A 23,050-nucleotide genomic window follows, 5' to 3' on the forward strand; every position below is an offset into this window, starting at 1 on the left:
GTCAAATAGCTGCGCGCTCAGGGCTTCCTGTGATAGCGGTTAATTCATCATGGCGAGCCATACCGGAATGCACCCACATTTACGCTGGCGATCTGCGTTGGTGGGATGTGAACATTCCCGCGCTGCCCGATGGCCCCGAACGCTGGTCATGTAACCGGAGAGCACACACCCGATACGGCGTGAGCCTCTTCCCGACAGATACCAGCGGCACATTCAATTCGGGGCAGAGAGCGATCCTGTTCGCTCACTGGCTGGGTGCCAGTAGCATCATCCTGCTGGGCTTCGATTGCTCAATCTCAAACGGTAGTCACTGGCACGGCGATCATACAGCCCTCGATAACCCGACAGCAGCGAACGTAAAGCGCTGGCATGGCGAGTTTGCCCGGGTTGCGGCGCAGCTGCGTGGAAGCGTCAATATCATCAACAGCAGCCGCCAGACGGCGCTTAATTGCTTTCGTCGTCTACCTCTTGAGGCGGCGATCAGCGAGGTTACATGCTGAATCCTCCGATTTACATCGATGGCATGCTGGGAATGGGAGACACCATTTACCAGCGCGCTTTCGTCAAACAGTTGCCAGCCGGGACATTCATTAAGACAGCATGGCCGGAACTTTACGAAGATCTGCCGGTGAAAGCTGTCCGAAGTGACACCACGCTCAGAACGCAGCGTAAAAATGAGTTTCGCAGTTCGGCAAAGTTTTATCCGCCGCCATCGCCACGACAGACGAAGCGAATATTTTACGGACCGGATGATCTGCGGCGCGGTTCGATATTTGATGCGATGCGACGCCAGTTCGGCGTAACGTCAGCGGCGCTTGATTTACCAACCTTTGGCCCTGCGCAGTTTACGCACCAAAAGCCTATCGCCGTTATTCGTCCGGCAACGGTTCGTTCTGAATGGCGTAGCGACTCCCGAAATCCTGACCCCGATTACCTCGTGCGCGCATCGCGAATCCTGCGGAAACATTTCTGCGTGATTAGCGTCGCTGACTTGCAGGACGGGGAAGAGTGGCTGGTGGGCGAAGAACCAGAGGCAGATCTGAAAATGCACGCTGGTGAGCTCAATATAAAAGAGCTGATGCGCCTGGTTGAACATGCCGCTGTTGTGGTTACGCCTGTCGGCTGGGCGCTGCCCGCTGCCATTGCGTACAAAACACCTGTTTACGTTGTCGCTGGTGGGCGCGGCGGGCACAACGCTCCCGAGATAGTCACCGATCCGGCGATGGATTTATCACGCGTTGGCTGGGCAATCCCTGACAATTATTGTCGCTGCGAAGCGTGGGATCACCATTGTGACAAACGCATCTCCAACTTTGATTCAAAATTCGAGGCCTGGCTGAATGAAGTCGTTTTATCAGGAACTGAACAGCGGGCTGGTATTCCTCCCGGAGCTGGGCATCGGTCGTTATCCGGTTCCGGCATCTCGCCCGTATGACGAGCAATATTTTGCGAAATATCAGCTGCTGGCTGATACCGAAACAGGGCGCGCATTAACGCAGTCCAGAATTGAGCTGGTGGAACGTCACTATCATGGACCGGTTCTGGACGTTGGTATCGGTGCCGGTCAGTTCGTTTCTTCCCGACCGGGAACGCTTGGCTATGATGTTAATCCTGCTGGCGTTGCCTGGCTGAATGAGCGGGGCGCATTCGCTGACCTCTACGCCAACAAGTGGCGCGCGTTGACGATGTGGGATGTTCTGGAGCATATCGACGAGCCAGAACTTGCAGTTCAGCAGGCTACCGAGTTTGTTTTCGTGTCGATCCCCATTTTTACCGATGCCGGAGACATTCTTCGCTCGCACCATTTCAGGAAGAACGAGCACATCTGGTATTTCACTGACGACGGTATTAAGCGTTGGTTTGCTGAGCAGGGCTTTGAATGCGTGGAACACAACAATATCGAGTGTGAGCTCGGGCGCAAAGGTGTTGGCACTTACGCTTTTAGGCGTACTTGAGTTAACCCTCATTTTGCCCGCTTCGGCGGGCCTCTTTTTCAGGCTACGGGAATCATCCTCGACGTGCTTTGTGTTAAATCCAGCCCGATAGCCTGAACCCTACACACGGAAATCATATGTCTGATCCATTAACTGTAGCTGGTGGGTTTGCTGCCGGGACTGTGGGGGTGACGCTTGCCACTCTGTTTCCCGAAGCCACTCCCGGCGTAATGCTTTTCTCCCTCGGAGGTGCTGCGCTCTATGTGTTGACGTCTGAGCCGCACCAGATATGGAAACAGGCGGTATTCGCGATCATTTCGTTTCTTGGCGGCGTCTCGTTCGCGGTGCCTATGGCGACCATCATGGCTGGCGTTATTAACTCGGCGCTGAGTTTGCTGACACCACCAGTGACCATCGAAGTATCACCAAATATCGGCGCGCTGGTCGCCGCATCCATTTCGGTCGCTATCCTCCTTCGCATTTTGTCCAAATCCAAAAACGGGAGCCTTCCCGGACTGGATGGGGGTGATGAATGACATGGGATTCGCTGATGCTTCACGCAAACGCGGTGGTTTGCCTGCTGATAATGTTCCGTCTGATGTTCTTCAATAAGACGGGGAAAGCGTACCGGCTTGGCGTCTCATTGTTTGCGTACCTGATTATTCTTTCAGCCGGATATACCGCATTCCGGATTATCCATGGCGATTACGTACAGGTCGACCCTGGTGAATTCATGCTGAATGTGACTGTTTGCGTCGCGGTATGGATGGCTGGCGGGAACCTGGCAAAATTTGTGAGAGCAACATAGATGAATCAATCTCAATTTCAAAAGGCGGCTGGTATCAGCGCCGGGTTAGCTGCGCGCTGGTTTCAGCCAGTGGATGCGGCGATGAAAGAATTCGGCATTACAGCGCCAGCGGATCAGGCCATGTTCATCGCTCAGGTAGGTCATGAGTCAGGCGGCTTTAGCGCTATAGTAGAAAATTTGAACTACACACCATCTGCGCTGGTGGCGACCTTCGGAAAGAGGATCACACAGCAGCAGGCAGATGCGCTTGGCAGAACAACCGAACACGCAGCCCGCCAGGATGCTATCGCCAATCTGGTGTATAGCAACCGCCTGGGTAACAAAGCGCCCGGCGACGGCTGGAAATATCGTGGCAGAGGGTTAATTCAAATCACTGGCCTCGATAATTACCGCACCTGCGGGGCGGCGCTGAAGTTAGATCTCGTTACTTCACCTGAACAGCTCGAACAGGAGCTTCAGGCAGCACGCTCTGCCGCCTGGTTCTACACATCCAAAGGGTGCATGGCCTACGGTGCCGATATTACGCGTGTTACGCGCATCATTAACGGCGGCCTGAATGGCATTGATGACCGCAAGATCCGCTACAACAAAGCGCGGGCGGCGCTGCTGGTATGAAAATGAGTTATTGGGTGCTCATTGTGACGTTTATCGCCTGTATTGCAGGCGGTCTTGTCTGGTCAGCGGATCACTACCATGGAAAGTTTCTGGAGGAACAGCGGCGTGCTGACGATGCAGAACAGCGTGCTGATTCCTCTGAGACCATCACCGCGAATGTCCTGCGCACCGTAGCAATAACGAACATCATTCTGGAGACAAATCAACATGCCAAGCAGCAGATCGCACTGGAGTCACAGAGAGCCGAGAACGATATCAAGGCTGCTGTTGCGGATGATGATTGTGCTGTTCGTGTTGTGCCTTCTGGCGCAGTTAAGCGGCTGCACGAATACGCGGACGGTCTACGTGCCGGTTCCGGTGGTTCCGTTACCAGCCAGCCTGACGGCTGAAACACCCCAGCCAGATTTACCCGACCCGTTTACATGGGGATCAAGCCTAAACCTGAATGTCGCGTTGCTGTCAGCGCTGGCACAGTGCAACAGGGATAAGGCTGATATCAGGACTTTCGAGAACAACAGGGCAGGACAAACCGATGGCACGATTAAACGTTGAAGTTATCCCACCAGATAGCGAGGCGCTGAACGGGATTTTTGCAGAGATTGAGCGCAAATATGCGCGTCAGCCGCTGACGCCAAAAGTAATTGACGAAATGCAACGCGAAGCGACGCGCCTTGTACGGAGAATGATAACCACAAAGGTTACGTTCGTCCGGGACTGACATTACAGAAGCCCTTCGCTGAGGGGCTTCGATAATGGATCACTGGAATTATTCATGAACAGACCACACCCACCAGCGCATTTTACGATGCCACCTGACCCGAAGCCGTACATCAGCATAATGCCCGCCAATGACGTTGGCGAGTGGCTGAATCAGCACATCCTGAGCGATGAGGGCGACCTCTACAACCCTGACCACCAGCATTTGCTTGAAGCGGATCTGCGCTTTCTCTGGGCGTCGAACGCTTTCGAGAAGAAAGGGCGTTCCGTGCTGGGGCAGGCGGAAGAAGTGGCAATGCGGGCTGGAGGATGGCAGAAAGCGCGGATGGAGCAGCAGATGTATGAATGGTTCGGCAGGGTGCCGCAGTTCATCATCACGCTGGCCGCCGATTACTGTTCGCAATGTTCCGATCTGGAATTCTGCGCGCTGATAGAGCACGAGCTTTATCATATCTGCCAGGCGACAGATGAATTTGGTGCGCCGAAGTTCACGCAGGAAGGGCAGCCAAAGCTGAAGCTGCGCGGCCATGACGTGGAAGAGTTTGTGGGCGTGGTTCGCCGTTACGGTGCGAGCCGGGACGTGCAGGAAATGATTGATGCGGCGAATCAGCCAGCGGAGGTTGCTCATCTCGATATTGCCAGAGCGTGCGGGACTTGCATGTTAAAGCTGGCGTGAATTCTAGACTGGTATGGACGGATGGTGAAATATGGCTGCTCTAAAACCGGAAGTAAAAGCCTTCATCATTCAATCGCTTGCGTGTTTTGATACACCTTCTCAGGTTGTCGAATCCGTCAAGAAAGAGTTTGGTTTAACCATTTCTCGCCAGCAAGCCGAAGCGCATGACCCAACCAAGGCTAGCAGCAAAGGTTTAGCCAAGAAGTGGATCGAGATGTTCCACGCCACGCGCGAACGCTTCCTGAACGAAACCAGCGATATTCCGATCGCTAACAAATCCTATCGCCTCCGCGTGCTTGACCGTATGGCAACCAAAACCGAGGGGATGAAAAACTTCTCCCTGACGGCGCAGCTTATTGAGCAGGCCGCGAAAGAGGTTGGCGACGCTTACACCAATAAGCTGAAGGTTGAGAGCACCGGCAAGGATGGCGGCCCGATCAAGACCGAGACGACCAACCTCACCGCAGATCAGGCCGCAGAGATTTACCGCAAGATGATGGGGTGATCATGCCTCTCCCGTTTGAATTCGACTTCAGGAACCCTGATTACCAGATGGTTTTTGAATGGCGGATGGAGCGCCTACAGCGCATTCGCCAGAACCCCGAAATGCTGCCAGCGCTAAAGCAGTTTTACCGCACTAACCCGGCCCAGTTCATCATCGACTGGGGTATGACAACAGACCCTCGTAACATCGATTATGGCCTGCCTGTTACCATTCCTTTTCTGCTGTTCCCGAAACAGGAAGAGTGGATTCAATGGATCATGGAGCGGCGCGAACGGCTGGAGAACGGCATCACCGAAAAGAGCCGCGAAATGGGGCTCAGCTGGACGGCGATCGGGCTGGCTTGCTCGCTTTGCCTCTTCAACAAAGAAATGGTCATCGGCTTCGGCTCCCGTAAAGAGGAATACGTCGACAGCACCGGCGACCCGAAAGCGTTGTTCTGGAAGGCGCGCAAGTTCGTGGAAACGCTGCCCGTCGAGTTTCGCGGTTCGTGGGACGAGAAGAAGCACGCGCCATACATGCGCGTTGAGTTTCCCGATACTGGCGCGGTCATCAAAGGCGAGGCAGGCGACAATATCGGACGTGGTGACCGTACCACGCTATACCTGGTTGATGAGGCTGCATTCCTCCAGCGCCCGCTACTGATTGATGCGGCGTTGTCGCAAACCACCCGTTGCCGTATCGACCTGAGCTCGGTAAACGGCATGGCGAACCCGTTCGCGCAGAAGCGTCACGGCGGGAAAATACCGGTTTTCACATTCCACTGGCGAAATGACCCGCGCAAGGATGAAGAGTGGTATCGCAGGGAGTGCGAGAAAATCGACAATCCGGTGGTGGTGGCGCAGGAACTTGACCTGAACTACAGCGCATCAGCGGAAGGCGTCCTGATCCCGTCCGATTGGGTACAGGCTGCCGTCGACGCGCATATCAAACTGGGCATCCAGCCAACGGGTAAACGACTGGGCGCGATGGACGTCGCCGACGAAGGTCGGGACAAAAACGCCTTTTCGACCCGTCACGGCTTCCTCCTGGAGAACGTGCGGGAATGGTCCGGCGTGGGCAGCGACATTTACCAGTCAGTTGAGAAAGTCTTCGGCTTTTGCGAACAGGACAACCTCGAAGAGTTTCGCTTTGACGAGGACGGCCTGGGCGCTGGCGTTCGCGGCGATGCGCGCGCCATCAACGAACTGCGTAACGCTGCGCGCCGACCGTCAATACTCGCCACACCGTTTCGCGGTAGCGGCGCAGTGTTTGATCCGGACGACGAAGCGGTGCGTGGCGACAACGGACAAGCCGCCCGCCTGAACAAGGACTTCTTTGCTAACGCCAAGGCTCAGAGCTGGTGGCGTCTGCGCAAACTTTTCCAGAACACCTATCGCGCCGTGGTTGAGGGCATGGCCTACAACCCGGACGAAATCATCTCAATCAGCAGCGCCATGGCGAGCAAAGACAAGCTCATCATCGAGCTGTCGCAGCCGACCTACTCCATTAACGGCGTGGGGAAAATCGTTGTTGATAAACAGCCTGACGGCACCAAGTCGCCAAACCTCGCCGACTCGGTGATGATCAGCTACGCGCCAATGAATTCAGCCCTGAACATCTGGGAGCTGCTAGGGAGACAGGCCTGATGGCACGAAACAAACAAGCCTCTCAGCGAACGGCACAGGCCACCGCTGACGGCTACGAGAACTTCGTCGCCCGCGTTGGGATGCAGACGCCTAACCAGCATTCAGCATCGACCTACCGGGCGAACTTCACCAGCCGCAACCGCATGCTGGTGGAATGGTCATATCGCGGTTCGTGGGTTATCGGTGAAGCGGTCGACGCTATCCCGGACGATATGACCCGCAAAGGCATCCGAATCACTTCGGAGATTGACGCCAAAGACCGTGGCACACTCGAAGCGCAGCTGGATGAGTTGCAGATCTGGGATGCGCTGAACGATGTGCTGAAGTGGTCGCGTCTCTACGGCGGCGCGGTTGGCTTCATCATGATTGAGGGGCAGGCACCAATGACCCCGCTGCGGCTCGAAACCATTGGCGAGGGCAAATTTAAGGGCATTCTCCCGCTCGACCGCTGGATGATTAACCCGGTCCTGACCCGCCGCATTAAAGAGATGGGGCCGGATCTCGGTAAGCCTGAGTTTTACGACGTGGTGACCACCGCAACGGGCATTCCATCCTGGCGAATCCATCACAGTCGCCTGATCCGCTTCGACGGGGTGACGCTGCCATTCCAGCAGAAGATGACCGAGAACGAATGGGGGATGTCGGTTGTAGAGCGTATCTGGGATCGGCTTACTGCGTTCGATAGCGCAACTGTCGGCGCGGCGCAGCTGGTCTACAAAGCGCATTTGCGTACCTACAGCGTGGAGAAGCTGCGCGAGCTTATCGCGCTTGGCGGCCCGGCGTTCGAGGCGCTGCTGAAGAACATCGACCTGATCCGCCAGTTCCAGAGCAATGAAGGTATGACGCTCATGGACTCGCGGGATAAGTTCGAAACCCACCAGTACAGCTTCAGCGGTCTGGATGACATTCTTTCGCAGTTCGCTGAGCAGATCAGCGGTGCCGTTGGTATCCCGCTGGTGCGCCTGTTCGGTCAGTCTCCGAAAGGCTTCTCTACTGGTGACGCTGATCTCGCCAACTATTACGACCGGGTGAGCTCATTGCAGGAGCGCCGCTTACGGCTGCCGATGCGCCGGATACTGGACATTATGCACCGCTCGGAACTCGGGAAGCCGCTGCCGGACGATTTCACGTTTGAGTTTAACCCGCTATGGCAAATGTCTGACGTTGACCGCTCAACGGTGGCCGTAAACACCACCACGGCGATCAGCACCGCACTGGGCGACGGATTGATGACGCGTAAGGCGGCAATGACCGACCTGCGCGAAAACTCTGACGTTACTGGCATCGGGGCATCCATTACCGACGAGGATATCGAGAATGCCGAAGACGAAGCGCCGCCAGGCATCGGCGAACTTGGCGACAAACCGCCAGAGCCGCCAGGCGGAGATCCGATATCGAACGAGCCTACGGCAGATAGCGCGGGCGGTCGGGGATATCGTAAATGGGCGTTACGATGGTTCAAACGATAGCGTCACCGAAATAATGGATGCGCTGGAGCGCTACAGCGAAATCATCACCCCCTGGGCGACGAAGGTTGCTGAGAACTTCACCGCAGACATTGCGCGCCAGAATGAGAAGCAGTGGCGTCAGCACAGCCGGAACATCAGCGCAGAACTGCGCAACATGGTCGACCGCGCCCCGGTAGGTCAGGTGATGAAATCCATCGTTGCCGAGCAAATTAAGTACATCAAATCGCTGCCGCTTGAGGCTGCCGATCGGGTGTATGACATTCAGAACAAGGCCATCGAGGCCGTTGTGACTGGCGGGCGGGCTGAGCCATTCGCGAAAGAGATAGCTGCATCCGGTGATGTGTCACGCTCGCGAGCGAACCTTATCGCCCGTACTGAACTTGGACGAGCAACCGGCGCGCTTGATCAGGCGCGTGCGCTATCAATCGGCTCGAATGGTTATATCTGGCGTACAGCCGAAGATGGCGACGTCCGGCATTCTCATCGGGAGATGGAAGGTAAATTTGTCGAATGGGGCCGACCTCCAACGCTTGACGGCATGACCGGTCACGCTGGCGAGCTACCGAACTGCCGCTGTTACAAAGAAATCGTCTTCCCCAACCCTCATTCTTATCTCGCCTGAATCGCAGGTAAACCATGAAATACTTTTTCAATACCCGGCTGGGGGAAACCCGCTATCAGCTGGCTGACGGCTCGCTGCTGTGCAAAGACGTGCCGATCGGTCGAACGGGTAAGCAGCTCTACGGCGCTGCTGATCTGCCAAACCTCAAACCCGACAAGCTCGGTGAGATAGTCGTAACGCGCTCTCCTGAGCAGGTATTTCATCCGGCCACGCTCGCCTCATTCGAAGGGATGAGCATCACGATCCTGCATCCTGAAGATGAAAACGGGAATGTGCGGCTGGTCAATCCCGAGAACTGGAAAGAGCTTGCGGTCGGGCATCTTCAGAACGTTAGGCGCGGGACTGATGATCAGTCTGATTTGATGCTGGCTGACCTTATCGTCAAAGACGAAAGCGCCATTCAACTGATCGAAGATGGTCTGCGCGAAGTGTCGTGCGGCTATGACGCGGAGTACGAGCAGACCGAGCCAGGTAAAGCCGAGCAGGTCGATATTACCGGAAACCATGTGGCTCTTGTCCCCAAAGGCAGAGCCGGAAATCGTTGTGCAATTGGAGACAGAGACACAATGGCAAATCAAAAGAAAAGCTGGTGGACCCGCATGCGCACGGCCATCAAAACGGGTGACGCAGACACCATGAACGAACTGCTGGACTCTGCGCCAGCGGCGGTAACTGGCGATGAAGGGGATCTTCCGAGCGGCGTTAACCTCAACATTAACCTTTCACCGCAACAACCCTTGCCGGACAAAAAGCCGGAAATGGGCGGAGAGCCAACCGGCGACGGCGAGGACGATATCAAAACCTTGCTCAAAGCCCTGCTGGCTAAGCTGGAAGGTACTGCAACGGGCGATAACGACGATAAGCCTGACGGCAAAGATAACAAAGACCCTACCGGCGACGGTGAGGACGACGAAGAGGAAACCACGATTACCGGTGACTCTGCTTATCGTGCCGAAGTTATCGTTCCGGGTATCGATCTGAGCCGTAAAGTGAAACCGACCGCGTTCAAACGTGATGTGCTGGCTGCCGCTGACAAAACACTGGTTCGCCAGGTTGTCGGTGATGCTGATATCCGCAAATTGCCAAAGCAATCAGTCGATATGGCGTTTAACGCCGTGTCTGAGATTGCCAAAGGGCGAAACACTCGCAGCACCACGGGCGATGCACAACGTCCAAATATGGGCATGACCAGCATCGCTTCCCTGAACAAACAAAACGCCGACTTCTGGTCTAACCGCAAAGGATAATCCAATGACTGCATATCTGTACCGGATGCCTGTTGGCATTGCCGGGGCTATCTCTCGCCCGCAGGACTTAACCGTCGAACCGGTGATCCTTAAATCCGCTAACGCCTTCGCTGCCTACGGTCTGGCTGGCAAATACGACGCTGACGGCTTTTTCGTGCCGCTGGCGGACGGTGACACCGCCGACAAGGTGAAGGGTATCTACGTTCGTCCGTATCCGACCACATCGCAGCCGGACATGGTTCGCCAGGTGGGAACAGATAAGAACTTCCCGGGCGACGCCATGAAGCGTGGCTACATGACCGTTAACCTCGGATCTGGCTTCGATGCCAGCACCATCAAAAAAGGCGCGCCTGTCTACGTGGTGGTTTCGCTCGATTCAACCATTGACGTGCCGCTGGGCGGCTTCATGTCCACATCCGTCAATGGCAAAAACGTGGCGCTGACCAACGCCGAATTCACAGGGGCCGGTGACGCTAACGGCAATGCAGAAATCTCCTGGAAGATTTAAGGAATAGACGAATGATTACTTTTGATCAGGCAACCGTTGATGGCTCTGGTGCCTTTCTCATCGGGGAACTGGAGCGACTCGACCAGACGCTGAACCTGCCGCTGGTGGGTTACACCTGGACCCGCGATATTCAGCTGCGTGAAGACGTTTCTATCGCAGATGACATTTCCAGCTGGACCAACACCAGCTTTGGCGCTGCGGGTACAGGTGCAAATCCGAATGGTAAAAACTGGGTAGGCAAAGACTCTACCGCCATTGCTGGCGTGAACGTTGATATCGGCAAAGACGGCAATCCGCTGAACCTCTGGGGCATGGAACTGGGCTGGACCGTTGTAGAGCTGGCAGCAGCTCAGCAGGTAGGCCGCCCGATTGATACCCAGAAGTACGACGGCATGCAGCTCAAATGGCAGATGGACAACGACGAGCAGGTTTACATCGGTGATGACGCGCTCGGCCTGAAAGGTCTGGCAAACCTCGTTGGTGTGACGCTGAACAACGCGCCGAAGACCTGGGCGAACTCCACCAACGACGAGATCCTCGATAGCGTGAACAGCATTCTGTCGAATGCCTGGGCAGCATCCGGTTACTCCGTTGTGCCTTCGGATCTGCGCATTCCGCCAGAACAGTATTCACTGCTGGCGAGCCGTAAGGTTTCCGAAGCGGGTAACCAGTCACTGCTGACCTATCTGGCGGTTAACACCATCGCTTTCCACCAGAACGGCGTTCCGCTGGAAATCAAAGCGGTCAAATGGCTGAAAGGGCGCGGGGTTGGCGGTAAAGACCGTATGGTCGCCTACACCAACGACAAGAAATACGTGCGCTATCCGCTGGTGCCGTTGCAGAGCGTTCCTGTCCAGTATCGCGGTCTGTACCAGATTGCGACCTACTACGGAAAGCTCGGTGCGGTTGAGCCTGTGTACAAAGAAACCCTGTCCTACGTGGACGGTATCTGATAACCAGAACGGCCCCGAAAGGGGCCAGAAGGAAACTGAAAATGGCGAAAGAAAAGCTGGTTACCATCCATGTTCATACTCCCTTTACGCTGACGCTCGGCGATCAGTCAAAACAGGAGTTTGGCCGGGGACGGCATAACGTACCGGAAGAGGTCGCGTCGCACTGGTTCACCCAGGCGCACTCTGAGCTTTCCGAAAGCGTGATTAGCGACACCGATGATCTGCAACCCATTATCGACAGCCTGCAAGCGCAGATTGCCGACAAAGATAAGCAGATTGTCGATAAAGATCAGCTGATTGCCGATCTGAAAGAAGCGCTGCTCAAGCTGCAAGAGCAGAACGACAGCCTGCAAGCGCAGATTGCTGCCGCCCAGACTGGCGGTAATGGGGCGAAAGATGCCAAAGAATCAAAGCCTGCCAACAGTAAGTGATTTTCGCCGCGACTTCCCGCAGTTTGCTGACCCTGCCAAATATCCCGAAGCGCAAATCCAGTTTCGTCTGAATCTGGCTGATGTGCTGCTGAGCGAAAACGTCACCGGCAAAGAGTTGTTTCCGTACTTTACCGAGTTGTTCGTGGCGCATTACATGACGCTCTGGGCAGCAGATAGCCGGGCAATGCTCATCGGCGGCCCGGGTGGTTCAACCAATGGTGTTCAGTCCTCCAAGTCCGTTGACAAGGTAAGCGTCAGCTATGACACCAGCGCGACGCTAAACCCAGATGCAGGCTTCTGGAATAACACACGATATGGCGCTGAATTTTATCAGCTGATCACGATGTTCGGTGCGGGCGGTCGCCAGCTATGAGTTTCAAAAGCGGTGTAACTACGAGGGTGGATAACGCTCAGGCCATCCTTAATGCGCTCAAGTCGCTAACTAAAAAGGATGTGCTGGTGGGCATCCCGGAAGAAGACAGCGAGCGTGAGGATGTTCCTTTCGGTAATGCCGGGATCGGTTACGTCAACGAATACGGCTCACCAGCGCAAAACATCCCCCCACGCCCACACCTGATCCCCGGCGTTAAATCGGTAGAGGAACAGACAGTTCCGCAGCTCAAAGCAGCGGCGCAGGCTGCGCTTGATGGTAATGCGGCGGGTGCGGAAAGAGCGCTTAACCGCGCCGGAACGCTGGCCGCTAATGGCGTCAGGCGTTACATGACCATTACCGGCTTTACACCGCTTGCTGATAGCACCGTAGAGGCCCGCGCACGTCGAGGGCGCAAAGGGGCAAAAGCGGAACTTGCGCGGCGCGCTGCTGGTGAGTCTCCTGGAACCGATCTGGTGAAACCGCTAATCGACACCGGGCAATATCGCAGAGCTATTACCCATGTTGTGAGGGATAAAGATGCCGACTCTTGATGTAACAGACGTGCTTTTTGACCCCGATTTTTGCGACTTCAACCTGTGGGTAACGCGACGGGCGCAAACAGTGGACCAGGACGGGATCGGCAGCGACAGCGAAGTTAAAACGCAGTTTGCCGGGGCTGTTACTGTTGACCGCTCTCTGGAAAACCGCCGCATGCAGTCCGGGCAGGTAATCAGTGGTGCGATTCTCATCGTGACGACTGAACGGCTGACGCAGGGGCAGACTGGCCGTGATGCCGATATCGTAACGTACCAGAACCGTGATTATCGTGTGACATTCGTCGACCCGTATACAGCTTACGGTGCTGGTTTCGTCCAGGCGCATTGTGAATTACTACCGTTTGATGGGGGTACTCCCGTTGAGCAATAACACCAGTACAGAGCGCGGATGGCTGACACCCACCAGCGGCGATCCGGATTATGACGAAGCGCTCGACAGGCTGTTAAGCCAGTGGATGCGCAATGTTTCCGGGTTGCCGTCTGGAATGGTGCGCCCGCGCTGGCAGAAAGATCAGCCGCCACTGCTACCCGTTGAAACGAACTGGTGCGCGTTCGGCGTTACCGGGTGGCCCATTGATAACAGTCCTGCATTCACCAATCAGACCGACGAGGGCGCTCAGCTCTGGCGGCATGAAACGTTCGAGTGCATGGCGTCGTTCTATGGCCCTGCTGGAATGTCTTATGCATCCCGTTTTCGCGATGGCATATCTGTCCCGCAAAACAATGCTGAGCTGAACGTGCTTGGTTTGTCCCTTGGAGACTATACCGGTCTGACCCCTTTCCCCGAACTTATCAACCAGCAATGGGTTCGCCGCTACGACATGACGGTGCGCCTGCGCCGGAAGGTTGTGCGCGAGTACGGCATTAAATCGCTGGTGGAAGCGCCAGTCACCTTTTTTGGAGAATAAACTATGACGCAGGGCTTACCTGTATCCAACGTTGTAAACGTTGATGTGATCATCTCGCCGAAAGCGGCTACTGGTCGTAACTTCGGCGCGCTGCTGATCCTCGGTTCTTCCACTGTCATTCCGGTGCAGGAGCGCGTTCGCCTTTATGCGTCCGTTGAGGACATTGGCGAGGACTTCGGAGTCGACAGCCAGGAATATGAAGCGGCGCAGGTTTTCTTCAGCCAGTCGCCGAAGCCGACGCAGGTTTATGTTGGCCGCTGGGCGAAAGCCTTAACCTCTTCGGAAGAAGGTACACCGGAAACTCTACCGCAGGCCGTGAACGCCGTTCTGAATTATACGAACTGGTACGGCCTTGCCGTGGCCGATGATGAAGATATTGGCGACGCTGACTGGTTGAGTGTCGCCGCAGCGATCGAGTCTTCCAGTCTCAGCCGTATTCTGGCGATTACCACTCAAGACCCGGAAACAGTTAATACAAACTCTACAACCGATCTGGCCTATAAGCTCAAAGCAGCAAAATACGGACGCACGTTTGTGCAGTATTCTACGAGCAGCAAATACGCCGCACTGTCCGCGTTTGGTCGTGCGTTCACTGTGAATTTTAACGGCAGCAATACCACCATTACCTTGAAATTCAAACAGGAACCAGGCGTAACCTACGAAACGCTGACGGTAAATCAGGCGGCGGCAGTGGATGCGAAGAATGCGAACGTGTTCGTGTATTACGCCAACGACACTGCGATCCTGCAACAGGGTGTAATGGCGAATGGCGACTTCTTCGACGAGCGCCACGGGCTCGACTGGTTGCAGAACTACGTTCAGACCAACCTCTATAACCTGCTTTACACCAGCACCACCAAAATTCCACAGACCGATGCTGGTGTTACGCGCCTGCTTTCCAACGTTGAACAGTCCATGGATCAGTCCGTCACGAACGGTCTGGTAGCGGCTGGCGTGTGGAATGGTGGCCCTATCGGACAGCTGAATCCTGGCGATACGCTGACAAAAGGCTATTACGTGTATGCGCAACCTCTCTCCGAACAGGCGCAGGCCGACCGGGAAGCTCGCAAAGCACCGTTAATTCAGGTGGCCTGTAAGCTGGCTGGCGCAGTTCATTATGCCGATGTGCAGATCAACGTGGTTCGCTAAGGAGCGATAAATGGCAACTTATTCTTTTCTCGATGTAACCGCGTCGCTCACCGGGCCGACCGGCGTTATCGATCTTGGTCAGGGTTCTGCGAACTCTGAGGAAGGCATCACACAGACCATGGGCGGAAACAAGAACACCATGACCATCGGTGCCGATGGCGAAGTGATGCACAGCCTGCACGCCGATAAGTCAGGCACCATTACGGTAACGCTGCTGAAAACCTCCCCAGTGAACAAAAAGCTGTCTCTGGCGTATAACGCGCAAAGCCAGTCCTCTGCCACCTGGGGCAATAACGTGATCGTCATTCGCAACACGGCATCGGGTGATATTTCTACTGCGCGTTCGTGTGCATTCCAGAAACAGCCTGATTTCAATAACGCCAAAGAGGGCGGCACCGTCGCCTGGGTATTCGACTGCGGCAAGATTGACCAGCTGCTCGGGGAGTTTTAACGCATGGAATTCGAAATTAAAGGCGTGAAATATCGCACTGCAAAGCTCAGCGTTTTCGAACAGCTGAAGGTGTCCCGCAAACTGTTGCCGGTTCTGGCCGGGATGGTTTCGGACTTCCGGAGCGTTCAGGAGAAGATCAGCAGCAAAGACACCGAAGGCGCGATGGCTACCATCCTGCCAAAGATTGCCAATGCTGTGTCCGATCTGAGTGATGGCGACGTGGACGCTATCCTGTTCCCCTGCCTTTCCGTTGTTTCACGCGAGCACATGAAAGGCTGGGTGCCGGTCTGCCAGCATGGCGAAATGGCGTTTGACGATATCGACCTGCTTACCATGCTGCAACTGGTGGCGCGGGTGGTCGCCGACTCGCTGGGAAATTTTTTGCAAGGACTCCCTACCAGCGAGACGCCCACCCCGCCAGCGGAATAACCTTCAACAGCCTGCCGGGCGGTGAAGATTTTATTCTTCGCCCGGCGCTTGCCTTCCATATTGACCAGAAAGACCTTAACAGCGGCGCGGTGGATCTCTGCCGCATCGCGCTTCTCAATGACTACCTCGACATGCGCGAGGATAACGACGCCCGGGTAGATAAATGGAGAGCGGCCAATGAGCGGTAACGCAGATACGATTAAAGATTTCCTTGTTTCGCTGGGATTCGATATCGATCAGGCTGGCGCTAATAAGTTCGAAGCCGTGCTGAAAGGCGTTACCGCGAACGTTCTGAAGGTCGGCGCGGTGGTGGAAGGCGCAGCGCTGAGCATTGTCGGATTTACCACCCAGATCGCGAACGGTCTGGATAAAATTTACTGGGCATCCCAGCGGACGGGGGCCAGTGTTCAGGGCATCAAAGCGCTGGGATACGCCGCATCGCAAACGGGTGCCAGCGCCGAGTCGGCTATGTCCTCCCTCGAAGGGCTGGCCGGTTTCATGCGTAGCAATCCGGGCGCGGAAGGTTTCCTGAACCGCCTGGGCGTCCAGACCCGTGATGCCAGCGGAAAGATGCGTGATACTGCGGCCATCTTTACTGGCGTGGGGCAAAAGCTCAGCAACATGCCGTATTACCGCGCGAAGCAATACGCGCAGATGCTCGGCATCGATGAAAACACGCTGATGGCGATGCGTCGCGGCATGAATGGCTTTACCGCCGATTACCAGTCGATGCTGCAAAAGACGGGGTTCAACGCTGATAAAGCGGCTGTTCAGTCCAACAAATTCATGACGTCCATGCGCGGGCTCACGTCGCTGTTCGGCATCATGCGGGACAAGATCGGCTCAAACCTCGCTGGTGGCCTGGCTGGTTCGCTGGACAGCCTGCGGCGGCGCATCCTCGACAATTTCCCGAAGATTGAAGAGACGCTGACCAGAGTTATTAAAGGCGTGATCTGGCTTGCGAACGCATTCACGAGAATGGCGTGGCGGCTGATACAGGGCGCTGGCTCTGTCATTGACTGGTGGAAGCGTCTTGATGATGGCAGTAAAAATCTGCTGAAAATATTCGGCGCTCTACTGGTCGCCTGGCGTCTGCTCAATGCTGCATTTCTGAAATCCCCTATCGGGCTGATCACCACGCTTATTCTGGCGATCGGATTACTCTATGACGATTACCAGACGTGGAAAGAGGGCGGCAAAAGCCTGATTGACTGGTCCAAGTGGGAGCCAGCAATAGAAAAGGCGAAAAAGGCAATTCTCTGGCTGCGCGATAAGCTTCTGGGGCTTAAAGATTCTGTTGGTGGGTGGCAGAACTCGCTGGAAATTTTGGCTACCTTCATCGCTGGGGTATGGGTAACAAAAGTATTGGGAGCATTCGCAAAAATATCCGGTCTTCCGATACCTCCATGGCTTAAATTATGGGGAGCGTATGCTGGTGACCTGCTCCCCGTTGATTAGTACACCCCGATGTTAGTAATGTCTTCATAAGCCACATGAGGACATCCCCATGAAGAAGCGTTTTTCCGACGAACAGATCATCAGTATTCTCCGCGAAGCCGAAGCTGGGGTACCCGCCCGTGAACTCTGCCGCAAGCATGCCATTTCCGATGCCACGTTTTACACCTGGCGTAAGAAGTATGGCGGTATGGAGGTGCCTGAAGTTAAGCGCCTGAAGTCGCTTGAGGAAGAGAACACCAGACTCAAGAAGCTGCTTGCCGAAGCCATGCTGGATAAAGAGGCGCTTCAGGTGGCTCTTGGGCGAAAGTACTGACGACAGACCAGAAGCGGGAAGCCGTGATGTTGATGTGTGATGCGACCGGTCTGTCGCAACGTCGTGCCTGCAGGCTTACAGGTTTATCCCTGTCGACCTGCCGCTATGAGGCTCACCGTCCGGCTGCTGATGCGCATTTATCAGGGCGCATCACTGAGCTGGCACTAGAGCGCAGGCGTTTTGGCTACCGTCGTATTTGGCAGTTGCTGCGCCGTGAAGGGCTTCATGTTAATCATAAGCGCGTGTACCGGCTTTATCACCTCAGTGGCCTGGGCGTAAAACGCAGAAGACGTCGTAAAGGGCTGGCAACAGAACGTCTGCCGCTGCTCCGTCCGGCGGCGCCCAATCTGACCTGGTCGATGGATTTCGTCATGGACGCACTTTCCACCGGTCGCAGGATCAAGTGTCTTACCTGCGTCGATGATTTCACAAAGGAATGCCTGACGGTCACTGTTGCCTTTGGGATTTCAGGCGTTCAGGTCACGCGTATTCTGGACAGCATTGCACTGTTTCGAGGCTATCCGGCGACGATAAGAACTGACCAGGGGCCGGAGTTCACTTGCCGTGCACTGGATCAATGGGCCTTTGAGCATGGTGTTGAGTTGCGCTTAATCCAGCCGGGCAAGCCAACGCAGAACGGATTTATTGAGAGCTTTAACGGACGATTTCGCGATGAATGTTTGAATGAGCACTGGTTCAGCGATATCGTTCATGCCAGGAAAATTATTAATGACTGGCGGCAGGATTATAACGAATGCCGCCCGCACTCCACGCTGAATTATCAGACACCGTCTGAATTTGCAGCGGGCTGGAGAAAGGGTCATTCTGAGAATGAAGATTCCGACGTTACTAACTGAGTGTTGTATCTAATCGTGGGGGCAGGTCAGTCGCTTGTGTGTAGCGGAAAAAAAATCATACGTTCGAAATATCTTACTGGTGATTTCCAGTCAATAACTTTTGCAGAGACATGTGACCGGTTGAGGGATGTTCTCGAGAAACCTCTACATGCTTCCACTGTGTCATCTTTTGATATAATTAGGCAGCATAGAAATCGAGTTGTTCATTTTTATCACGATGCATTAAATGACCAAGCCAAGGAGAAACTACTGATTGAGCAGGCTGATGCTTGGTTCGCCCTGAATCGGTTGATGCGTGAAGATTGGAAATCTCTCTTTGAAGGAACATTGGGTCATTATCTTGCAAGTCAAGAAACTCAATTGCTCATAAATAACAGTTATTATGCAGATATTAAATTCCAGCAGGTTAAGAAAATATTAGAGAAACATGTCAGTAAGGGAGGTCGAGTTATTGAATGTCATTTATGCAAGAAAGTTGCTGCACCTCTTAAAACCACGTTTGAATTTGAAGAGTATTCGTTTAAGTCATCTTCATGTCTTGTATGTAGTACTACACAGGACAGATTGGTTGAATTTTCATGCCCTGAATGCGATGAAAATCAAATACTGAAGGCTTGGGAAGAATCGGACTTTGAATGTAGTGAGTGCCAACATACCGCTTCTCGTTATGAGCTTTTTGATACGAGTAGTTTTTCACCGGATGAATATGGCACTTTATCTGTCCCAGCAGGATGTTCAGAGTGTGAGCAGAACGATACTGTCTGTGAGTTCGGAGAAAAATACCTGTGCACTTACTGTTTTGGAATTTTCGAAACTGTTAAACAGTGCGAATATTGTACTTATCACAGTACTAGTGTTGATGAGTTTAGCGGAATGACTGGCTGTAGTTTCTGCGATGGCCACCGAGAAACCTGGCCTGAAGACGATGACTGATTTTCACTAAGTTATTACTTTGACCATCTACATCTACGGGGGCACTAGCTCGCAAGTGGCCTAACGGCTGTTGCTCATCTTTTTCGTTCTTCAACTTTGAAAGTTGCTATTGGAATTTAATCTTAGAAGCATATTTGGGGGTATCTTAAAAATAAAACACTAATAAATACTTTAAATTCATATTGTTGTGGTGTGTGTATGATTCCTATTATCGCAACAAAAAAATAAAAGCCATTAAAAACAATCCATTAAAGAGGTTATTAGTCTCAAGTTACGATCTTTTTTCATTAGATTCTATAATCAACAGTTACCGCTATGGTTAACAGTGCTATCAGAGATGTAAGTACGTAGCGACCTGTAGACCTGTAGACCTGTAGTTGTATAGCTCGCACAAATACTAAGTGTGACACTCCACACGAATCGCCACGTACTATGTCATTCATCACCTTGCCTGAATATAAGTAAAATAAAAGGCATACAAGAATCCAAATGTGCCTCAATATCTGCTTTCTCAACGGGATGAGTTATACCAATCGCCGCCTGCCGAAGAGGTTCGGCGACACACATGGCGAGTATGACTTTGGCACTGGTATCTGCAGGTAACATCGGCAACCAGCCTTGTTTTTGCTGTCGTGTAATCCACTCAGTGAGTAATTGTTGGCCGCGTGCTATGCCATTTTCATTGTATTTCTTGAGAAGATCATCTTTACCAGGAAATTCAGTATTGAGAAGACGAAACATTTTCACGGCGGTTACTGATAGCGCCTGACCACAAATCGCAGCCAGTAATTTTCTTAGCGCCGGTAAAACGTCATCCTTATCTTTCGGATCGCTCTGCAGGAGTGGGGCGTAGTTATCCGTCCAGTTTCGAACCGAAAGGCCAAGCAATTCCTCCCTGTTTTTCGCAAAGCGATAGACGGTCTTTTTGGCAACGCCTGCATGCGATGCAACCGCCTCAATTGTTGTGGCGTCATAGCCTTTGTCAAAGAGCAAGGCCATCGCGCTACCAATGATTTGTTTCTTCACCTCTTCCTCAGGGACTGAGGGACGTCCGCGTGGTTTGGTTGGTGAGGTCATTCTGGAGATTCCTTTTCGCTTGTCATACGACCATTCTATCGGTAATGTTTAGGAAACGCACTTCGTTTCCTAAATGGTGCGAACTTCCCAATGCTAATGGAGAAAAAAATGCGACAACACGATATTGCCAGGCCCTGGCTGGATTATTCGGCATTGCTTGATCCTTCTCCCATGCCGCTGGAGACAGGTATTAAACGTCTGGATGACGGGAGTCTGCTGGTCGCCGTACGCACTGATTTACATGGCTGCAAAGGACGTATGATTAACTGGTGGTTTACCTTTTTTGAAACGACGCAGCATATAAAATGGTGGCATCCCGTTGATCATGTTGAGCATCGTGGATGGGACGCCAACTGGAAGCGTGGGGAAAGTTTTTACGGCGCAAGCATCCATGCAGTTGAATCATTAGCTGAAATCCCTCCCATTCCCGCGCGTCTTAAATTCCATCACCCTGCATCGGTATTTGGCGAAATGGCTGTCGACAAGGCAATGGCGGATGGGAGTGTCTCGGCAATCATTGCCGCAAGGATAGGCTTCGGTGAAAAAACTGAACTGGATAGTCAGGGCGACCCGCTGGACGGACAAATGCTACATGTTGTCCGGGATACGCCTTTTGGGTGTGTACTGCGTAGCCGGTTTATTCTGGGTATGAGTAATGACGACCACGCTGAACCTGCCGATGACGTTGGATTAGCGCTTATGCGACACTGTTATACAGAGTTCACGTTCTTATCTCGTTTCCTGCCTTCTCTGTATTACGGCGAGAAAGCGAATGATGAGAAAATTGCGCTTCCCTGGTAACACGCCGTTTTAACTGCTCAGGTAAACGTGTCGACGAGGGTAATCATGCCCACCGTGTATTACCGGGCCAGACCAATATTATCTCAAGCGTGACGCACACTGGCTAAGCAGTGATGCCTGGTTTAACCAACGCGTAGCCAAACCGGCATCACTTCATATCTGAAATGAAGTCAGCGTAATAAAATCAATCGACTGATTTTACTGTGATTCCAGTAATGCTGAAATCGTTACCATCGCCGCTGGCTTTATGGCTGAAAATTTCCAGCACATTATCGCCCTGTGCCGCCGTAAACTCTCCTGACAGCGTGACCCACTCGCCTTTCACGGAAAGTGCTGTAACCGAGGTAATATCCTGGCCTGCCACACGCAGTGACAGTTCGGGTATCACCTTGTAGTCATTATCCCTGCGAGCCTGAAGGCTGAAGCGATAGCGTTTCCCCGGCTGGAGTTCCGAATAATGTTTATAAAGCAGCACACCATTGTGTGTCCGGCCTTTAACATTGGTGGTCGGAAAACGAATCATGGTCGCGCCACCTTCTGAGTAAAACTCATGCTCAGGCGTTGCCGGTCCGAACTGCCAGTGATTCAGATGATTATTCGTAAACTTACTCTCATCCAGGAATGGTTTTGCTGGCGGCTCGGGATTGACAGGGGGAGTGTCCGGCGCAGCGGGGGGTGAGGAGGGGGTCACCGGTTTGTTGTGATGTTCCTGACACGGGCAAGGGGGCATTTTCTCTTTGCAACGACAGTCGCTGGCGCAAGCGTCAATCAGGTTCTTAAGTACATCAGCAAGCGTATTCACCGCCCGGACAATCTCAGGGGCCTGTGCGCACAGATCGCTGCCATTACCAGGCGTCTTCGCTGGCGTTTTACCTTCCAGCGCATCTGCTTCTTCTTTTTTGTTCGCCACGCTGTCGTGTTGCGTGGCCTTACTGGCGCAAATGGTGCTTTTTAAAACCGAGGCAAAATCGGCAATGCCGGAGGTGTAGATATAATGCTCACCACCCGTACGAAGCGCCAGGCGCTTGTATTCCCGAACCATGGCTTTCTCATCATCCGGGGTGGGATAAGGTAATGAGACATGAGGCGTGCCCAGATAGGAGTGGATTTTGACACCGTACTCCAGGGCGGTGGCAATGGCATCATCGCAGGCTTTGATGCGGTCCGCATCCAGGGTCATCTCCCCGCCTTTCAGACTTTCGTCTCCCAGCACAAAAACATTCTTTTCAGCGCCGTCACGCCAGTTGTAATGACGGATAACGTCCTCCGCAGCAGGCGCCACATCTTCCTGAGCGGGGTTCCCCTCTTTGACATACTCTCTGCCTTTCAGGGCGGATGGGTTAGCACCGGCCTCGCTCGTCAGGAACTGACGGACCGTTTTATTAAATTTGGTGCCGGCAAAAACGCCTTCGATACCCAGAAAATCAGTTCGTAAATCCGAAGGGCAGGCTTTTCTGGCCTCCTCAATGGCGCTCTCAAGTTTTGCACAGAGCGCTTCCGCTTCATCCTTCATTGAAAGACTGCTGTCGATGATGAAAACCAAATCAACTTTTTTATTGTCCATAATGCTCATATCAGGGGCTCCATTAACGTTCATTTTTGTTTTCCAGTGAACCGGCAGGGAAGGCAGTGAA

31 protein-coding genes and 1 pseudogene are annotated in these 23,050 nt (G+C 53.6%); 30 read left to right on the forward strand and 2 right to left on the reverse strand.

The features are described from left to right. Positions 1-29: 29 nt before the first annotated feature. The 29 genes and pseudogenes from HV340_RS04375 to HV340_RS04505 all read left to right on the forward strand — a co-directional run bounded on the left by HV340_RS04375 (position 30) and on the right by HV340_RS04505 (position 19,538). The gene (locus HV340_RS04375; protein WP_249415712.1) at positions 30-500 is read left to right on the forward strand and encodes a hypothetical protein; all 471 of its coding nucleotides are present in this window, start codon (positions 30-32) and stop codon (positions 498-500) included. Continuing rightward, entirely contained in the window at positions 494-1,435 is a 942-nt protein-coding gene (locus HV340_RS04380; protein WP_181216318.1) for a hypothetical protein, read from the forward strand. The genes HV340_RS04375 and HV340_RS04380 overlap by 7 nt, the downstream gene beginning before the upstream one ends. Beyond that, positions 1,341-1,955, forward strand: coding sequence for a methyltransferase domain-containing protein (locus HV340_RS04385; RefSeq protein ID WP_181216319.1), 615 nt, complete (start codon positions 1,341-1,343; stop codon positions 1,953-1,955). Before HV340_RS04380 ends, HV340_RS04385 begins: the two co-directional genes overlap by 95 nt. Positions 1,956-2,071: 116 nt before the next feature. Continuing rightward, the gene (locus tag HV340_RS04390; protein ID WP_032666047.1) at positions 2,072-2,470 is read left to right on the forward strand and encodes a putative holin; all 399 of its coding nucleotides are present in this window, start codon (positions 2,072-2,074) and stop codon (positions 2,468-2,470) included. Then, complete coding sequence (locus tag HV340_RS04395; RefSeq protein WP_181216320.1) at positions 2,467-2,742, forward strand: phage holin family protein; 276 nt, start codon at positions 2,467-2,469, stop codon at positions 2,740-2,742. Before HV340_RS04390 ends, HV340_RS04395 begins: the two co-directional genes overlap by 4 nt. Next, the gene (locus HV340_RS04400; RefSeq protein WP_181216321.1) at positions 2,743-3,357 is read left to right on the forward strand and encodes a glycoside hydrolase family 19 protein; all 615 of its coding nucleotides are present in this window, start codon (positions 2,743-2,745) and stop codon (positions 3,355-3,357) included. It abuts the gene before it with no gap. Next, complete coding sequence (locus HV340_RS04405) at positions 3,354-3,746, forward strand: DUF2570 domain-containing protein (RefSeq protein ID WP_181216322.1); 393 nt, start codon at positions 3,354-3,356, stop codon at positions 3,744-3,746. Before HV340_RS04400 ends, HV340_RS04405 begins: the two co-directional genes overlap by 4 nt. Next, positions 3,631-3,909: a hypothetical protein gene (locus HV340_RS24395; protein WP_236906430.1), complete on the forward strand. Its 279-nt coding sequence runs from the start codon at positions 3,631-3,633 to the stop codon at positions 3,907-3,909. Before HV340_RS04405 ends, HV340_RS24395 begins: the two co-directional genes overlap by 116 nt. Then, positions 3,890-4,075 (forward strand): hypothetical protein, encoded by a 186-nt coding sequence (locus HV340_RS04410; RefSeq protein WP_021241734.1) that lies wholly within the window; start codon positions 3,890-3,892, stop codon positions 4,073-4,075. The genes HV340_RS24395 and HV340_RS04410 overlap by 20 nt, the downstream gene beginning before the upstream one ends. 54 nt (positions 4,076-4,129) lie before the next feature. After that, the gene (locus HV340_RS04415; RefSeq protein ID WP_181216323.1) at positions 4,130-4,750 is read left to right on the forward strand and encodes a putative metallopeptidase; all 621 of its coding nucleotides are present in this window, start codon (positions 4,130-4,132) and stop codon (positions 4,748-4,750) included. Between the two features lie 31 nt (positions 4,751-4,781). Further along, the gene (locus HV340_RS04420; RefSeq protein WP_181216324.1) at positions 4,782-5,255 is read left to right on the forward strand and encodes a DUF2280 domain-containing protein; all 474 of its coding nucleotides are present in this window, start codon (positions 4,782-4,784) and stop codon (positions 5,253-5,255) included. 2 nt (positions 5,256-5,257) lie between these two features. After that, positions 5,258-6,880 (forward strand): TerL protein, encoded by a 1,623-nt coding sequence (locus tag HV340_RS04425; protein ID WP_181216325.1) that lies wholly within the window; start codon positions 5,258-5,260, stop codon positions 6,878-6,880. Next, the gene (locus HV340_RS04430; RefSeq protein WP_181216326.1) at positions 6,880-8,349 is read left to right on the forward strand and encodes a DUF1073 domain-containing protein; all 1,470 of its coding nucleotides are present in this window, start codon (positions 6,880-6,882) and stop codon (positions 8,347-8,349) included. The genes HV340_RS04425 and HV340_RS04430 overlap by 1 nt, the downstream gene beginning before the upstream one ends. Before the next feature lie 13 nt (positions 8,350-8,362). Next, complete coding sequence (locus HV340_RS04435; RefSeq protein WP_001435593.1) at positions 8,363-8,971, forward strand: phage minor head protein; 609 nt, start codon at positions 8,363-8,365, stop codon at positions 8,969-8,971. A 14-nt stretch (positions 8,972-8,985) separates the two neighbouring features. Then, positions 8,986-10,218, forward strand: coding sequence for a DUF2213 domain-containing protein (locus tag HV340_RS04440; RefSeq protein WP_181216327.1), 1,233 nt, complete (start codon positions 8,986-8,988; stop codon positions 10,216-10,218). Positions 10,219-10,222: 4 nt separating this feature from the next. Further along, a complete protein-coding gene (locus HV340_RS04445; RefSeq protein ID WP_181216328.1) occupies positions 10,223-10,726 on the forward strand; it encodes a hypothetical protein in 504 nt (167 codons plus the stop codon). Between the two features lie 11 nt (positions 10,727-10,737). Next, entirely contained in the window at positions 10,738-11,679 is a 942-nt protein-coding gene (locus tag HV340_RS04450; RefSeq protein WP_053520707.1) for a DUF2184 domain-containing protein, read from the forward strand. Between the two features lie 41 nt (positions 11,680-11,720). Further along, the gene (locus tag HV340_RS04455; protein WP_006120171.1) at positions 11,721-12,110 is read left to right on the forward strand and encodes a hypothetical protein; all 390 of its coding nucleotides are present in this window, start codon (positions 11,721-11,723) and stop codon (positions 12,108-12,110) included. After that, positions 12,076-12,483 carry a DUF4054 domain-containing protein gene (locus HV340_RS04460; RefSeq protein WP_181216329.1) on the forward strand — a complete coding sequence of 136 codons (408 nt, stop codon included), beginning with the start codon at positions 12,076-12,078 and terminating at the stop codon, positions 12,481-12,483. Before HV340_RS04455 ends, HV340_RS04460 begins: the two co-directional genes overlap by 35 nt. Continuing rightward, positions 12,480-13,034 carry a hypothetical protein gene (locus HV340_RS04465; protein WP_181216330.1) on the forward strand — a complete coding sequence of 185 codons (555 nt, stop codon included), beginning with the start codon at positions 12,480-12,482 and terminating at the stop codon, positions 13,032-13,034. The genes HV340_RS04460 and HV340_RS04465 overlap by 4 nt, the downstream gene beginning before the upstream one ends. After that, entirely contained in the window at positions 13,021-13,410 is a 390-nt protein-coding gene (locus HV340_RS04470) for a head-tail adaptor (RefSeq protein ID WP_181216331.1), read from the forward strand. Before HV340_RS04465 ends, HV340_RS04470 begins: the two co-directional genes overlap by 14 nt. Beyond that, positions 13,385-13,948 (forward strand): hypothetical protein, encoded by a 564-nt coding sequence (locus tag HV340_RS04475; RefSeq protein ID WP_181216544.1) that lies wholly within the window; start codon positions 13,385-13,387, stop codon positions 13,946-13,948. The genes HV340_RS04470 and HV340_RS04475 overlap by 26 nt, the downstream gene beginning before the upstream one ends. Positions 13,949-13,951: 3 nt before the next feature. Further along, a complete protein-coding gene (locus HV340_RS04480; RefSeq protein ID WP_181216332.1) occupies positions 13,952-15,097 on the forward strand; it encodes a DUF3383 family protein in 1,146 nt (381 codons plus the stop codon). Positions 15,098-15,107: 10 nt separating this feature from the next. Next, positions 15,108-15,548 carry a DUF3277 family protein gene (locus HV340_RS04485; RefSeq protein WP_000257257.1) on the forward strand — a complete coding sequence of 147 codons (441 nt, stop codon included), beginning with the start codon at positions 15,108-15,110 and terminating at the stop codon, positions 15,546-15,548. 3 nt (positions 15,549-15,551) lie between these two features. After that, positions 15,552-15,977, forward strand: a complete 426-nt coding sequence (locus HV340_RS04490) for a phage tail assembly chaperone (RefSeq protein WP_000393957.1) — start codon at positions 15,552-15,554, stop codon at positions 15,975-15,977. Between the two features lie 59 nt (positions 15,978-16,036). Then, positions 16,037-16,165: a lytic transglycosylase gene (locus HV340_RS24400; protein WP_085980100.1), complete on the forward strand. Its 129-nt coding sequence runs from the start codon at positions 16,037-16,039 to the stop codon at positions 16,163-16,165. Next, positions 16,155-17,423, forward strand: a pseudogene (locus HV340_RS04495) (lytic transglycosylase domain-containing protein); the annotation flags it as partial. The gene HV340_RS24400 and the pseudogene HV340_RS04495, both read left to right, overlap by 11 nt. A gap of 61 nt (positions 17,424-17,484) precedes the next feature. After that, positions 17,485-18,605, forward strand: a protein-coding gene (locus HV340_RS04500; protein WP_085950818.1) for an IS3-like element ISSen4 family transposase whose coding sequence is annotated in 2 segments (ribosomal slippage) — positions 17,485-17,743 and positions 17,743-18,605 — 1,122 coding nt in all. Because the reading frame shifts where the segments join, the coding sequence is not laid out codon by codon here. Positions 18,606-18,764: 159 nt separating this feature from the next. Next, a complete protein-coding gene (locus HV340_RS04505; protein ID WP_181216333.1) occupies positions 18,765-19,538 on the forward strand; it encodes a hypothetical protein in 774 nt (257 codons plus the stop codon). Positions 19,539-19,973: 435 nt separating this feature from the next. Here the strand turns inward: HV340_RS04505 and HV340_RS04510 are convergent, their stop codons facing one another. Continuing rightward, the gene (locus tag HV340_RS04510) at positions 19,974-20,615 is read right to left on the reverse strand and encodes a TetR/AcrR family transcriptional regulator (protein WP_181216334.1); all 642 of its coding nucleotides are present in this window, start codon (positions 20,613-20,615) and stop codon (positions 19,974-19,976) included. A gap of 108 nt (positions 20,616-20,723) precedes the next feature. Here HV340_RS04510 and HV340_RS04515 point away from each other — a divergent pair, with 108 nt between their 5' ends. Then, positions 20,724-21,416 carry a hypothetical protein gene (locus tag HV340_RS04515; RefSeq protein ID WP_020885264.1) on the forward strand — a complete coding sequence of 231 codons (693 nt, stop codon included), beginning with the start codon at positions 20,724-20,726 and terminating at the stop codon, positions 21,414-21,416. Between the two features lie 184 nt (positions 21,417-21,600). On the opposite strand, the gene HV340_RS04520 is transcribed toward HV340_RS04515, so the two are convergent. After that, on the reverse strand, positions 21,601-22,989 hold the full coding sequence (locus HV340_RS04520; protein ID WP_249415713.1) for a carbohydrate binding domain-containing protein: 1,389 nt from the start codon (positions 22,987-22,989) through the stop codon (positions 21,601-21,603). Positions 22,990-23,050 lie beyond the last annotated feature (61 nt).

Source organism: Enterobacter sp. RHBSTW-00975 (assembly GCF_013615235.1).
GTDB lineage: Bacteria > Pseudomonadota > Gammaproteobacteria > Enterobacterales > Enterobacteriaceae > Enterobacter > Enterobacter ludwigii.

Excerpts from the sequence above, each read along its gene's own strand:
- HV340_RS04380 (WP_181216318.1), top strand. The coding sequence starts at position 494 with ATGCTGAATCCTCCGATTTACATCGATGGCATGCTGGGAATGGGAGAC.
- HV340_RS04385 (WP_181216319.1), top strand. The coding sequence starts at position 1,341 with ATGAAGTCGTTTTATCAGGAACTGAACAGCGGGCTGGTATTCCTCCCG.
- HV340_RS04390 (WP_032666047.1), top strand. The coding sequence starts at position 2,072 with ATGTCTGATCCATTAACTGTAGCTGGTGGGTTTGCTGCCGGGACTGTG.
- HV340_RS04395 (WP_181216320.1), top strand. The coding sequence starts at position 2,467 with ATGACATGGGATTCGCTGATGCTTCACGCAAACGCGGTGGTTTGCCTG.
- HV340_RS04400 (WP_181216321.1), top strand. The coding sequence starts at position 2,743 with ATGAATCAATCTCAATTTCAAAAGGCGGCTGGTATCAGCGCCGGGTTA.
- HV340_RS04405 (WP_181216322.1), top strand. The coding sequence starts at position 3,354 with ATGAAAATGAGTTATTGGGTGCTCATTGTGACGTTTATCGCCTGTATT.
- HV340_RS24395 (WP_236906430.1), top strand. The coding sequence starts at position 3,631 with ATGATGATTGTGCTGTTCGTGTTGTGCCTTCTGGCGCAGTTAAGCGGC.
- HV340_RS04410 (WP_021241734.1), top strand. The coding sequence starts at position 3,890 with ATGGCACGATTAAACGTTGAAGTTATCCCACCAGATAGCGAGGCGCTG.
- HV340_RS04415 (WP_181216323.1), top strand. The coding sequence starts at position 4,130 with ATGAACAGACCACACCCACCAGCGCATTTTACGATGCCACCTGACCCG.
- HV340_RS04420 (WP_181216324.1), top strand. The coding sequence starts at position 4,782 with ATGGCTGCTCTAAAACCGGAAGTAAAAGCCTTCATCATTCAATCGCTT.
- HV340_RS04425 (WP_181216325.1), top strand. The coding sequence starts at position 5,258 with ATGCCTCTCCCGTTTGAATTCGACTTCAGGAACCCTGATTACCAGATG.
- HV340_RS04430 (WP_181216326.1), top strand. The coding sequence starts at position 6,880 with ATGGCACGAAACAAACAAGCCTCTCAGCGAACGGCACAGGCCACCGCT.
- HV340_RS04435 (WP_001435593.1), top strand. The coding sequence starts at position 8,363 with ATGGATGCGCTGGAGCGCTACAGCGAAATCATCACCCCCTGGGCGACG.
- HV340_RS04440 (WP_181216327.1), top strand. The coding sequence starts at position 8,986 with ATGAAATACTTTTTCAATACCCGGCTGGGGGAAACCCGCTATCAGCTG.
- HV340_RS04445 (WP_181216328.1), top strand. The coding sequence starts at position 10,223 with ATGACTGCATATCTGTACCGGATGCCTGTTGGCATTGCCGGGGCTATC.
- HV340_RS04450 (WP_053520707.1), top strand. The coding sequence starts at position 10,738 with ATGATTACTTTTGATCAGGCAACCGTTGATGGCTCTGGTGCCTTTCTC.
- HV340_RS04455 (WP_006120171.1), top strand. The coding sequence starts at position 11,721 with ATGGCGAAAGAAAAGCTGGTTACCATCCATGTTCATACTCCCTTTACG.
- HV340_RS04460 (WP_181216329.1), top strand. The coding sequence starts at position 12,076 with ATGCCAAAGAATCAAAGCCTGCCAACAGTAAGTGATTTTCGCCGCGAC.
- HV340_RS04465 (WP_181216330.1), top strand. The coding sequence starts at position 12,480 with ATGAGTTTCAAAAGCGGTGTAACTACGAGGGTGGATAACGCTCAGGCC.
- HV340_RS04470 (WP_181216331.1), top strand. The coding sequence starts at position 13,021 with ATGCCGACTCTTGATGTAACAGACGTGCTTTTTGACCCCGATTTTTGC.
- HV340_RS04475 (WP_181216544.1), top strand. The coding sequence starts at position 13,385 with ATGGGGGTACTCCCGTTGAGCAATAACACCAGTACAGAGCGCGGATGG.
- HV340_RS04480 (WP_181216332.1), top strand. The coding sequence starts at position 13,952 with ATGACGCAGGGCTTACCTGTATCCAACGTTGTAAACGTTGATGTGATC.
- HV340_RS04485 (WP_000257257.1), top strand. The coding sequence starts at position 15,108 with ATGGCAACTTATTCTTTTCTCGATGTAACCGCGTCGCTCACCGGGCCG.
- HV340_RS04490 (WP_000393957.1), top strand. The coding sequence starts at position 15,552 with ATGGAATTCGAAATTAAAGGCGTGAAATATCGCACTGCAAAGCTCAGC.
- HV340_RS04510 (WP_181216334.1), bottom strand. The coding sequence starts at position 20,615 with ATGACCTCACCAACCAAACCACGCGGACGTCCCTCAGTCCCTGAGGAA.
- HV340_RS04515 (WP_020885264.1), top strand. The coding sequence starts at position 20,724 with ATGCGACAACACGATATTGCCAGGCCCTGGCTGGATTATTCGGCATTG.
- HV340_RS04520 (WP_249415713.1), bottom strand. The coding sequence starts at position 22,989 with ATGAGCATTATGGACAATAAAAAAGTTGATTTGGTTTTCATCATCGAC.